This is a genomic window from Pseudomonas syringae (assembly GCF_021606685.1).
Classification (GTDB): Bacteria; Pseudomonadota; Gammaproteobacteria; order Pseudomonadales; family Pseudomonadaceae; genus Aquipseudomonas; species Aquipseudomonas syringae_R.
This window is the reverse complement of record NZ_WKCB01000001.1, coordinates 159,049-171,752: the sequence shown is the minus strand read 5'-3', so window position 1 is coordinate 171,752 and position 12,704 is coordinate 159,049. Positions and strand designations below refer to the sequence as shown.

7 protein-coding genes and 2 pseudogenes are annotated in these 12,704 nt (G+C 62.5%); 3 read left to right on the top strand and 6 right to left on the bottom strand.

Translation table 11 applies throughout. From position 1 onward, the window contains the following. Positions 1-12 precede the first annotated feature (12 nt). Positions 13-3,021: an autotransporter outer membrane beta-barrel domain-containing protein gene (locus tag GIW02_RS00745; protein WP_236411688.1), complete on the top strand. Its 3,009-nt coding sequence runs from the start codon at positions 13-15 to the stop codon at positions 3,019-3,021. A gap of 15 nt (positions 3,022-3,036) precedes the next feature. Here GIW02_RS00745 and GIW02_RS27135 read toward each other — a convergent pair. From GIW02_RS27135 to GIW02_RS00730, 4 genes and pseudogenes are all read right to left on the bottom strand, one after another. Further along, positions 3,037-3,573, bottom strand: a pseudogene (locus GIW02_RS27135) (methyl-accepting chemotaxis protein); the annotation flags it as partial. Between the two features lie 327 nt (positions 3,574-3,900). Beyond that, positions 3,901-4,980 (bottom strand): annotated as a pseudogene (locus GIW02_RS27130) (HAMP domain-containing protein); the annotation flags it as partial. Between the two features lie 145 nt (positions 4,981-5,125). Continuing rightward, positions 5,126-6,016 carry a bestrophin family protein gene (locus GIW02_RS00735; protein ID WP_236411690.1) on the bottom strand — a complete coding sequence of 297 codons (891 nt, stop codon included), beginning with the start codon at positions 6,014-6,016 and terminating at the stop codon, positions 5,126-5,128. 101 nt (positions 6,017-6,117) lie between these two features. After that, a complete protein-coding gene (locus GIW02_RS00730) occupies positions 6,118-6,417 on the bottom strand; it encodes a helix-turn-helix domain-containing protein (protein ID WP_236411691.1) in 300 nt (99 codons plus the stop codon). A gap of 89 nt (positions 6,418-6,506) precedes the next feature. Between GIW02_RS00730 and GIW02_RS00725 the strand changes: the two genes are divergently transcribed. Together GIW02_RS00725 and GIW02_RS00720 are read left to right on the top strand one after the other, a co-directional pair. Then, positions 6,507-7,598: an NADH:flavin oxidoreductase/NADH oxidase gene (locus GIW02_RS00725; protein WP_236411692.1), complete on the top strand. Its 1,092-nt coding sequence runs from the start codon at positions 6,507-6,509 to the stop codon at positions 7,596-7,598. A gap of 206 nt (positions 7,599-7,804) precedes the next feature. Beyond that, a complete protein-coding gene (locus tag GIW02_RS00720; RefSeq protein WP_236411693.1) occupies positions 7,805-9,940 on the top strand; it encodes a TonB-dependent receptor in 2,136 nt (711 codons plus the stop codon). A 124-nt stretch (positions 9,941-10,064) separates the two neighbouring features. Here GIW02_RS00720 and GIW02_RS00715 read toward each other — a convergent pair whose 3' ends face one another. Both GIW02_RS00715 and GIW02_RS00710 read right to left on the bottom strand, forming a co-directional pair. After that, positions 10,065-10,787, bottom strand: a complete 723-nt coding sequence (locus GIW02_RS00715) for a FadR/GntR family transcriptional regulator (RefSeq protein WP_236411694.1) — start codon at positions 10,785-10,787, stop codon at positions 10,065-10,067. 48 nt (positions 10,788-10,835) lie between these two features. Then, entirely contained in the window at positions 10,836-12,572 is a 1,737-nt protein-coding gene (locus GIW02_RS00710; protein WP_236411695.1) for an IlvD/Edd family dehydratase, read from the bottom strand. Positions 12,573-12,704: the final 132 nt, after the last annotated feature.

Below are 12,704 nucleotides of genomic sequence, written 5' to 3'. Positions count from 1 at the left end.
AGGAATTGATGAATGAGCATCAAAAAGAACCCACTCGGTTATGCAATTGGTTGTGCACTGTTGGTGACGTTAAACCCGGCTCAGGCAGCCACGATCGGCCAAGTGGATGTGTCGTCCGAGGAGGGCGATTTACTGATACTTGATAATGATCAGGTGGCGTATACCGGCAAGGGCGCCGCCATTCGCGTCAGTGGCAAGCAGAACGGGTTCATGGGATCAGCCATGGACGTGCGTGCCACGACCGGAGGGCCCAACGATGCCGTCACCGGACTGCAAGTGGTGAGCGGCGGGCAGGGCACGCTGCAAGGCTCGACACTTAACGCCAGCGGCTATTTTGGGGACGGTGCCAGCGCCAGTGGCGAAGGCTCCCATGTGCGCCTGGAGCAGACCGAAATCACCACCGATGGCAGCCGTGGCCGTGGGGTTATGGTCGATCAGGGCGCGAGTGCAGCGCTGATCGACTCTAGCGTGACAACGACCGGTTTTATGGCTGATGCGGTGTCGGCCATGGGAGCGGGCTCAAGCATCAGCGTCACGGATACAAGCCTTTCATCGGCGGGCAATGCCGCGTTTACCGTGAGGGCGCAACAGGGTGCCCATATCGATTTGCGCAATGGCACCGCCACCGCTCACGGCCAATACGCAGCCGTGTTCAACATTACCGGCGCCGACACGGTCATTACCGCTGACGGTGTGAAGGTGCAGTCGGATCTGGCCCAAGGCGTGGACATGCAAGAAGGCCTGCTCCAATTCAGCAACGGCAGCATCAACGCCAAGGCGGACGGGATCCTCATCCGCCCCAGCTCCCCCCTCGGCGGCGGTCGGGCAGAGGTCAGCCATTCGCAGGTGCTCTCGCAAACCGGCAACGGCATTAACCTTGATGCCAAAGGCGCATCCCTCGAACTTAACGACTCACATGTCACGGCCCAGGGCAACAACGGGTCGGCGATCTGGATGCCCGGCGGCGATACCCAGGCCGATGTGCACAACAGCGTGCTGGAAACCTGGGGCAACCAGGCGGCGGCCATCGACAACCGGGCCGGAGCCCTGCGCATGGACGGCAGCCGTGTCGTCACTCATGGTGACTCATCCCATGGGCTCTATGCCTCGACCGACGTCATCGGTGGCCAGGTGGGCGGCCCGAACGCCACGTTTGAACTGCGCAAGGTGGTGATCGAAACGTTTGGCGAAGGCTCGGTGGGCGCCTTCGCCCGGTTGCCAGGTGCGCAGATTTCGATGACTGACAGCCAGGTACTGACCCACGGCGACCTTAGCCACGGGGTGTTCGTCAGCAACGGCGCCATCGCGAAGGCGCAAGGCACTCATATTGAGACTCTCGGTGACAATGCGTATGGGCTGGTCAGTCAGGCGAGCACAGACGTCGCCAACCAGATAGACCTCTCCGACACCACTGTGCTCGCGCACAACAGTACAGCCTTGCGCGTCTCCGGCGGCAGCCTGCGCGCCGACCTGACCAACAGCAGACTGACGGGTCGCGACGCTATCTGGATGACCGCAGGCGGCAATGGCCTCGCCGCCGGCCAAGTCGCACTGGACAGCGATCATTCATTGATTGAGGGTGATATCCGAGTCGATGACGGCACCCTGCAATTGAGCCTGCACAACCAGTCCCGACTGGAAGGCGCAATAACCGATACCCCCATGGCGTCCCGTCTCTGCCTGGACGACAGCAGCGATTGGCGGATGCTCGCAAACTCCAGCATAGGTCAACTGAACAACACAGGCACCGTCGAGTTTGCCAAGCCGACGAGGGGCGACTTCATGCGCCTGAAAGTCGGCGGCGACCTAGACGGCGATGGGCGGTACATCATAAACACTGACCTTGGCTCCTTGCGTGGCGACCGCATGGAAGTGGGCGGGCAGGTCACCGGCAACAACCAGATCATGGTGCGCAACAGCGGTGCCGAACCCTCCAGCGGCGGCCAACGCCTGACGCTGGTCGAAAGCCAGGGCGGCGCGGGCGGTTTCAGTTTGGCCAATCGCGGTCAGCAGGTGGACGTCGGCAGCTACCGCTACACCTTGCAGCGCGACGACGACCCGGCAGGGGAGTCGCGGTGGAGTCTGGTCAATGTCGACGAGCATCTCTCTACTGCCGCCAGTGCAGCGATCAACAGCAGCGCGCTCTCAACCTTGCGCGACACCTGGGACGCCGAGCGCGGCAGCCTGATCCAACGCTTGGGCGACGTGCGCGACGGCGGCCACAGCCAGGGCGTGTGGATGCGCACCTACGGCCAGAAACAAGAGGTGGATAACGGCGCCGCGCGGCATTTTTCCCAGCACGTCAACGGTATGCAACTGGGCCTGGATACCCGATTGGCTCGCAGCCACGGTGCTTTGATTCTCGGCGGTATGGCGGGCTACAGCCATGCCAATCGTGACTTCAACGGCGAAGGCAGCGGCAAGCTCGACAGCTACTACATTGGCACCTACGCCACTTACCTGGATGATTCGGGTTGGTACGCTGACAGCCTGTTGACCCTCAATCGCTGGTCCACCCGCTTCGACGTACACGCCACCGACGGCAACCGCGTCAACGGCAAGAGCCGCAGCAGCGGCGCGGGCGTGTCATTTGAAACCGGCAAGCGTGTGCGCCTGGAGCATGGGTGGTTCGTCGAGCCACAGGTGCAATTGTCGGCGCTGTACGGCGGCAGTGACCGTTACCGCCTGAGTAACGGCCTGCGCGTCGAAGCCGACGACGGCATTGCCACTCAACTGCGCGGTGGTGCGCAGTTGGGCCGGGCGCTGACGTTGGATAACGGCGCTACCGTCCAGCCGTATATCAAGGCGGGCTGGGTTCAAGACCTGTCGGCGCGCAGCCAGGTCAAGACCAACGACATCAGCAGCCACCCGGACGGCAACGGCGGTGGCTGGTATGCAGGGGCGGGTGTCACGGGAGCGCTGGCGCGCGGTCAGCACGTTTATGCAGACGTCGAGACCAGTGACAGCTCGACGCTAAAGCGCCCGTGGGCGTTGAACATCGGCTATCGATTGGCGTGGTGATGGCAGCGGCGGCGATTAAAACTTGAACCGCCCCACCAACCCCTTGAGCTGACCCGAAATATCCGTCAGGCGCCCAGAGCCGGTCTGCGCCGAATGCGCAAAACCTTCCACCAGTTGCGCATCGGCATGGATCTGCGCGATGTGGCGGTTGATCTCCTCGGCGACCTGGTGCTGTTCCTCGGCGGCGGTGGCGATCTGGGTGTTCTGGTCGCGGATCGAATCCACCGAGCCACGGATTTTGTCGAAGCTGTCACGCGCCTGCTGGATGCGCTCCACGCTGGTGTGGCTCACCTGCAGGCTGCCCTGCATCTGCTGGGTGACTTCCTGGGTACGGCGGGCGAGGTTGCCCAACAGGCTGTCGATTTCGCCGGTGGAGTCGGCGGTACGGCGGGCCAGCGCGCGGACTTCGTCAGCGACCACCGCGAAACCACGGCCCTGGTCACCGGCGCGCGCCGCTTCAATCGCCGCGTTGAGCGCCAACAGGTTGGTCTGCTCGGCAATTGAGCGGATGGTGTCGAGGATGGTGTTGATGTTCTTGCTGTCCTGCTCCAGCAGCTGCATGGTCTGGGTCGACTTTTGCAGGTCTTCGCTGAGCTTGAGCACGCTGCCGGTGGCTTCGCCGATGTGCTGCTGGCCGTCGTGCACGTCGCGGTAGCCTTCGTCGGCACTGGTGGCGGCAGCGCTGCAGGAGCGCGCGACTTCGTTGGCGGTGGCGACCATTTCGTTGAACGCGGTACTCACCAGTTCCACGGCTTCGCGCTGGCGGCCGGCGGCCTGGTTCATGTTGTTGGCGACTTCGCTGGTGTCGGCGGCGGCGGTTTGCAGGTCGGACGACGCGTTGCCGATGCGCTGCACCAACTGCGCGATCATGCTCAGGAACTGGTTGAACCAGCCTGCCAGACTGGCGGTTTCATCCTTGCCCTGCACCTTGAGTTGGCGCGTGAGGTCGCCTTCACCTTCGGCAATCTCTTGCAGGCCGTCGGCCACGCCGCGAATCGGGCGCACGATCACGCTGGCGAAACTGGCGCCGACAATCGCGAACACCACGGCCAGTGCGGCGGCGATGGCGGCGATCAGCCAAGTCAGGCTGGTGGCGCCTGCCATTACTTCGTCACGTTTGATCAAGCCGATAAAGCGCCAGCCGAGGTCTTTGGAGCTGACCATGTTGGCCATGTAGGCCACGCCATCGATGTCGATCTGGCTGACGCCGTCGCCACGCTTGGCCAGTTCGGCGTAGTTGGCGCCCAGGTCGGCCAGGGGCTTGAAGTTGTGCTTGGCATCGCTGGGGTCGACCAGCACGTTGCCGTTGCCTTCCACCAGCATCAGGTAGCCGCTGTCGCCCAGCTTGATGTTGCGCACCAGTTCGGTGAGCTGCTTGAGCGACACGTCCAGGCCGACCACGCCGAGGATATTTCCGGAGGCGTCGGCGACGGTGTGCACGGTGCCGATCAGCGTCACATCGTCCGGCGCCCAATAGTAGGCCCCGGTGCGCACGGTTTTACCGGGCGCGGCGATGGCCGCCTGGTACCAGGGGCGCACGCGCGGGTCGTAATTGTTCAGTTTGGTGTCGTCCGGCCAACTGGCGTAGCCGCCGTCCTTCAAGCCCAGGGACAGGTAGGCGGTGCTCGGATGGCTCTTGGCGAACTGGTCGAAAATCGCCAGCAGCTCGGTATTGGTCGGGGTCAGCGGGAGTTGCGCGGCGTCGGCGCCGGCGTAGTTCTTGAGGTCCTTGGCCGCGACTACGCGCGGGTCCTTGGCCACGTAGTCGACGTTCTGGCTGATGCCATCGAAGAACTGCTTCATGCCATTGTCGATCTGGCGGATCTCGCGGCCACTGCTGTCGAGGAAATTGGCCAGGGCCCCCTCGCGCACATTCAATACGACCAGGATGGCGACGAGGATGACCGGCAGGCACGCGATGCCCGCAAATGCCCAGGTCAGCTTTTGCTTGATATTCATGACTTCACCCGCGGGTATTTATAATTTTGGCAAGGAGAAAACAGTAGCGTCGAGCGTCGCATGTGTTGTTATGAGGGAGCTGTGGCCCATGCGTACCCCCTGTATATCGACTGAGGGAGCACGCACTTGAGGCCCGAGGGAGGGTTTAACCGATGCGCTCGCCACCCAGCGCATCACGCTGCATCGATTGCAGGTTTTTCTCGATGGTTTCGCAGATGGCTTCCATCTGGATCTGGTGTTCGCTGGAGTTGAACGGGCTTTGCAGGTCGGTGCCGATGCGTTCGATGGCCAGCAGCATGAAGCCCACCACCGTCGACGCCAGCGGCGTGAACCAGCCCAGGGATTCCACCAGGCCCACCGGCACGATCAGGCAGAACAGCGAAATAAACAGCCGTGGGAAATACACGTACGGGTAGGGCAGCGGTGTGTTGGCGATCCGCTCCATGCCGCCCTGGGCGTTGGACAAGTCCACCAGGGTCGACTCCAGCCGTGCCAGGCGAATGCTGTCCAGATGGCCCGCCTTGTATTCCTTGGCCAACAGCGCCGCCGAACCGGTGAGGATGTCATTGGCGAAGTTATTCGTGGCGCCGCTGCGCGCAAATTCCTCGGCGGGGATGAACGCTCGCACCTCGTCGGGGCACGGCTCGCCCTTGAGGTGAGCGGCCAGGCAATTCACGTAGGCCACATGGCGGCGCAGCAAGGTCGCCTTGACCGGGTTCACTTCGCCGTCGGGATCGTCCAGCAGGGTCAGCACCTGGCGCGCAAAGCTGCGTGAGTTGTTGACCATCGCGCCCCACAGCGTGCGAGCTTCCCACCAACGGTTGTAGGCGCTGCTGTTACGGAAACTGATCAGCACCACCAGCGCCGAACCCAACAGGGTGAGCGGCATCAGCGGTAAATTGATCTTGGCAGTCAGAAACAGCATGAAGTCCACGGTGACGGCAACGTCCCACAGCAACAGCCAGAACAGGGCCCAGCCCACGTAGCCCATGGTCTTGATGATCAGACGGTACTTTTTGATGATGGCGGCTTTCAAACGACAACCTCGCGGCGAGCGGTAAGCAACAGTGCCTTAGCTCGGACGGTGGTTTTGGGTGAAAGGTTCGCGGTCAATAATTGCGGCGGCTGAATCGTTTCTCAGTGCTGGGCCAGAATGCTCTGGAGCAACCCCGGAAACCGGCTCTCCAACAGCTCGCCACGCAACGAATTCATATGCGTGGTCCCCACGCTGCGGGTCTGCACCAGGCCGGCATCGCGCAGCACGCGAAAATGATGGGACATGCTCGACTTGGGCCGCCCGCCGTCCAGTTCGCCGCAGGTGGCCTCGGGCACACCCGCCAGGCAGCGTACGATTTCCAGGCGCACTGGGTCACTCAAGGCGTACAACAGGCGTTCGAGTGTGAGGTCTTGAAGGGTAGGGTGTTTGAAGGCTCGCATGGGGCGGATGATAACAGGGGGGTATCGTTGAAACCATAGTTCGATTACCATCGAACTATCGAATCACTCACTGGCTCCTGGAGTTCCCGATGTCCGCCTTGTTCGAACCGTTCACATTGAAAGACGTTACCCTGCGCAATCGCATTGCCATCCCGCCGATGTGTCAGTACATGGCCGATGACGGCATGGTCAACGACTGGCACCACGTGCACCTGGCCGGCATGGCCCGTGGCGGGGCCGGCCTGCTGGTGGTCGAAGCCACCGCAGTCGCCCCCGAAGGCCGCATTACCCCGGGCTGCGCCGGTATCTGGAGCGACGCCCACGCCGAAGCCTTCGTGCCCATGGTCAAGGCCATCAAGGCAGCGGGCTCGGTGCCAGGCATTCAGATTGCCCACGCCGGCCGTAAAGCCAGCGCCAACCGCCCATGGGAAGGCGATGACCATATGCCCGCGTCCGATGCGCGCAGCTGGGAAACCATTGCACCGTCGGCCATCGCCTTTGGCGCGAACCTGCCTCAGGTGCCGCGCGCCATGACCCTGGACGATATCAACCGGGTCAAACAGAACTTCGTCGACGCCGCCCGCCGCGCGCGTGACGCCGGCTTCGAGTGGATCGAACTGCACTTCGCCCACGGCTACCTGGCGCAGAGCTTCTTTTCCGAGCATTCCAACCAGCGTACCGATGCCTACGGCGGCAGCTTCGACAACCGCAGCCGTTTCCTGTTGGAAACCCTGGCTGCCGTGCGTGAAGTCTGGCCGGAAAACCTGCCGCTCACCGCGCGTTTCGGCGTGCTCGAATACGATGGCCGTGACGAGCAGACCCTCACCGAATCCATCGAACTGGCCCGCCGCTTCAAGGCCGGTGGCCTGGACCTGCTGAGCGTCAGCGTCGGTTTCACCATCCCCGACACCAATATCCCATGGGGCCCGGCCTTCATGGGCCCGATCGCCGAGCGCGTGCGCCGCGAAGCTGGCATCCCGGTGACTTCCGCTTGGGGTTTTGGCACGCCGCAACTGGCCGAAGGCGCCTTGCAGGCTGGCCAGCTTGACCTGGTATCGGTAGGCCGTGCACACCTGGCCGACCCTCATTGGGCGTACTTCGCGGCCAAGAAGCTGGGCGTCGAGAAGTCGTCCTGGACCCTGCCGGCGCCGTATGCGCATTGGTTGGAGCGGTATCGCTAAGGCGAGCCACACCGTCCATGAGCCACTCAATCGAGTGGCTTTTTTTCGCCTGTAATTTTTCCCGTGAGGGGATTGTTACCAAATGGATACTCGAAAAATAGTGAATGAGAATACATATCAATCGTTGATGGGTTCGGATAACATGCGCCGCAAAATAATTGGCAGATATGCCGCTCCATCTGGCTCTTTCACTAGGTTCATACCGTATGCGTCGTACCCTGGTTTCCATGTGTGTGCTTCAGGCGTTTTCCTCTTTCAGTTGGGCTGAGGTTGAACCGGTTGAAAAAACCGGTATCGAGCTGCAAGCCACCAGCATCACCGGCACAGCAGACTATGAAACGGCCCAGGGGCCGGTGCAGGGGTACCACGCCACACGTTCGGCGAGTGCGACGCGAACCGATACCTCCATCCATGAAACGCCGCAATCGATCAGCGTAGTGTCCAAGGCAGTGGTCGAAGACATCGGCGCCACGCGCTTGCAGGACGCGCTGGACTACGCCGGCGGCGTGGGTCGGGCCAACAACTTCGGCGGGCAGGGGCTTACCACCTTCACGGTGCGCGGTTTTACCACTGGCGAGTTCTACCGCAACGGTTTCCCGATCAACCGTGGCTACCCGAACATGCCGGACGCCAACACCATCGAGCGCCTCGAAGTACTGCGTGGCCCGGCGACCATGCTGTATGGCCGTGGCGACCCAGGCGGTACGTTCAACGTGGTGTCCAAGCAACCGCTGGCCGAGCCGACGGTGACCCTCGGCAGCCAGCTGAATGACCAGGGCATGAAGCGCGGCACGCTCGACGCCTCCGGCCCGTTGGACGAGCAAGGCCGCCTGGCCTATCGCCTCAACGTGGTGGGCGAGGGCGGCGACACCTTCCGTGATCACGTCGAAACCGAACGCTACGGCGTTGCCCCGGTGATCACCTGGCAAGCCACGGACGACACCAAGGTGACCTTCGAAGGCGACTTCATGCGCAACAATCACCCGCTGGACCGCGGCCTGACGCGTTTCCCCAACCAGCGTGGCACGCCGTCACGCGACACCTTCTGGGGTGACAAGGACGTGGGCAAGCTGCACAACGACAACAACATGGCGCAGGTGCGTTTCGAGCATCTGCTCAACGACAACTGGACATTGGGCGGTGGGTTCCAGTGGTTGGATGGCAGCCTGGCCGGCAATGCCATCGAGGCCAATGGCCCGAATAGCCTGGGCGCCGACGGCCGCACCCTTCAACGCAACTTCAACTACCGCAAGCTGGAGTGGACCGACAAGGACTACCAGCTCAACCTGACCGGGCATTTCTCTACCGGCGGTTTCGAGCACACCTTGCTGACCGGTATCGAGTACGAGGACTACGACTACAAGTCGATCATCCAACGCTCCAGTGCCGCCGTGGGTACTTACCCGATCGACATCTTCGACCCGGTCTACGGCCAGGCGCGCCCACCGCTGACGCGCACACCGACCCACGACAAGGAAAACCTCAAGACCTACGCCGCTTTCGTGCAGGACCAGGTGGCGCTGACTGAGCGTTTGAAGGTGTTGGCGGGCGCGCGTTTCGAGCGTTTTGAGCATGACTACGAAAGTTATGTACCCGGCGTGAACCCGTTTCAGGCCGCCGAAAACGCCGTCACCCCACGCGTGGGGGTGATCTACGACCTCACCGAGACCGTCGCGGTCTATGCCGATGCCGCTCGCTCGTTCAAACCGAACCCCGGCGCCGCGCGCGAAGGCGGTGGCTTTGAGCCGGAAAAGGGCAAGTCCTACGAGATGGGCGTGAAATGGGAAGCTCTGGATCGCCAGTTGAGCGTGGACGCAGCGATCTACCAGATCGAGAAGAAAAACGTGCTGACCACTGACCCGGTGATCAACACCTTCTCCGTCGCCGCCGGCCAAGTCCGCAGCCGTGGTTTTGACCTGAACGTAGCGGGCAACCTCACCCCTGAATGGCGCGTGATCGGCGGCTACGCCTACGTGGATGCGGAAGTGACCAAGGACAACACGATCCGCTCCGGCACCCGCCTGCTGAACATCCCGCGCAACAGCTTCAGCCTGCTCAACGTGTATGAGTTCCAGGACGGTGCACTCAAGGGCCTGGGCCTGGGCGCCGGCGGCAAGTACGTCGACCAGCGCGCCGGCCAGACCGCCAACACGGCGTTTTCGATGGATGCCTACACCGTCGTCGACCTGCTCAGCTTCTATAAGGTCAACGACAAGGTGCGGCTGAACCTGGATGTGAAGAACCTGTTCAACCGTGAATATGAAGAAGGGGCGTTCGGCAATATCTACGCCTACCCAGGCGCGCCGCGCACGGTGCAGGTGGGCATTGCCTACACGCTCTAACGGCATACCCAAAACCAATGTGGGAGGGGGCTTGCTCCCGATGGCGGTGTAACAGCTGGCTTATTTGCAGCTGACCCACCGCCATCGGGAGCAAGTCCCCTCCCACATTGGATTTCACTCGGCTTTAGAGCGGGGTCAGCACATTCATCACCGTATCCAGCGCCACCCGTGTGTCATCCAGTTGCACCAGCGAGGCATGCCGGGCGCCGAGGGCGTCGCGGTTCTGGATCGCGGTGAGGATCGCCTTGTGCCGGGGCAGGCTCAAGCCCTGGATGTCGGGGCGGCGGTTGGTGATGTTGATCGACTCGCGCAACGGCAGCGAGAGCATGTTGCACATATAGGCCAGCAGGTCGTTGCGGGTCGCGTCAGCGATGGCGCGGTGGAAGTCCAGGTCAGCCTGTAACAGCTGTTCGTGGGTCTGCGCGGTTTCCATGCCCAGGTAGGCTTTTTCGATGGTGGCGATGTCGTCGTCCGTGGCCGTAGTCGCGGCCATGGCGGCGATTTCCGGTTCGAGAATGCGCCGCACGCCAGCCAGGGTGTTGAAGAATTCGCTATGGGGCGTGGACTGCATCAACCAGGACAACACGTCCGGGTCGAGCAGGTGCCACTTCAAGCGTGGCCGCACCACCGCACCCACCCGTGGCTTGGAGTACACCAGGCCCTTGGCGCTGAGCACCCGCGTTGCTTCGCGCAACACCGAGCGGCTGACCTTGTATTCCTCGCAGAGCGTGGCTTCCATGGGCAGTCTCTCTTCCGGCTTGAAGCGGCCGGAAACGATGTGCATGCCCAAGTCCTGAACGATCTGGGCATGCATGCTCTTGCGCGGCTTGGGCGGCTGGTGATCCATAACGACAGGGAGGCTCTGGCTTAAATTCGCGGCATCATAGCATCCCAATTAGTGGGAATGCCGGGGGACTTCAGCCCCACGGCAACCGACCAGGAAGTCAAAGTCGCAGCCTTGGTCGGCCTGTAGCACGTGGTCAATGTACAACTGGCGGTAGCCGCCGACGATCAGGTTTTGCGGGGGCGCAAGGTCGGCCATGCGCGCCGCCAGCTCTGCGTCGGAGATGTCCAGGTGCAACCGGCCATTGGCGCAGTCGAGTTCAATCCAGTCACCTTCCTGCACCGTGGCCAACGGCCCGCCCGCAGCCGCTTCCGGCGCCACATGCAAGACCACCGTGCCGTAGGCGGTGCCGCTCATGCGCGCATCGGAAATGCGCACCATGTCCGTCACGCCCTGGGCCAGCAGCTTGGCCGGCAGGCCCATGTTGCCGACCTCTGCCATGCCTGGGTAACCCTTGGGCCCGCAGTTTTTCATGACCAGGATCGAGTTGGCGTCCACGTCCAGCTCCGGGTCGTTGATGCGCGCCTTGTACATGTCGAAGTTCTCGAACACCACCGCACGCCCCCGGTGCTGCATCAGCTCGGCGCTGGCGGCTGACGGCTTGAGCACCGCGCCGAGTGGCGCGAGGTTGCCACGCAGCACGCAGATGCCGCCGTCGGCGCGGATCGGGTTGTCGAGGGTGCGGATCACTTCGTCCTGGCCGTAGATCGGCGAGTCCTTGGTGTTTTCGCCGAGGGACTTGCCGTTCACTGTCAAGGCGTTCGGGTGCGGGATAAGGTTGGCTTCACCGAGACGACGCAGCACCGCGGGCAGCCCGCCGGCGTAGTAGAACTCTTCCATCAGGAAACGCCCCGAGGGCTGCAGGTCGACGATGGTCGGCATGCCACGGCCCATGCGGGTCCAGTCATCCAGGTCGAGTTCGACGCCGATGCGCCCGGCGATGGCCTTGAGGTGGATCACCGCGTTGGTCGAACCGCCGATGGCGGCGTTCACGCGGATCGCGTTTTCAAACGCCTCCTTGGTCAGGATCTTCGACAGCTTGAGGTCTTCGCGCACCATCTCTACCGCGCGCATGCCGGACATGTGCGCCAGCACATAACGCCGCGCATCCACCGCCGGGATCGCGGCGTTGTGGGGCAGAGAGGTACCGAGTGCCTCAGCCATGCAGGCCATGGTCGACGCGGTGCCCATGGTGTTGCAGGTGCCCGCCGACCGCGACATGCCGCCCTCGGCCGCCAGGAAGTCATCCAGGGTAATCGTGCCAGCCTTGACCTGCTCGCTGAGCTGCCACACCACAGTGCCCGAGCCGATGTCCTGGCCCTTGTGCTTGCCGTTGAGCATCGGCCCGCCCGTGACCACGATGGCCGGCACGTCGCAACTGGCGGCGCCCATCAGCAGGGCCGGGGTGGTCTTGTCGCAGCCGGTCAGCAGCACCACGCCGTCGATGGGGTTGCCGCGAATGGCCTCCTCCACGTCCATGCTCGCCAGGTTGCGGGTGAGCATGGCGGTAGGGCGCAGGTTGGATTCGCCATTGGAGAACACCGGGAATTCTACCGGGAAGCCACCGGCCTCGATCACGCCGCGTTTGACGTGCTCGGCGATCTGGCGGAAATGCGCGTTGCACGGGGTCAGCTCCGACCAGGTATTGCAGATACCGATGATCGGTTTGCCATGGAACTGATGGTCGGCAATGCCCTGATTCTTCATCCAGCTGCGGTACATGAAGCCGTTTTTGTCGGCAGTACCAAACCACTGGGCGGAGCGTAGGCCGGGCTTTTTATCAGACATGATCGATTCTCTTATTGTATGACTATATGTTCTCTCTGAAGCTAAACATAAGCGCAAAATGTTCGGTTTGGAAGTGTTGTTTTGCAAATAGTCCTACTATATAGTCTGGCTTAACTGAGGTATGACCCTGGC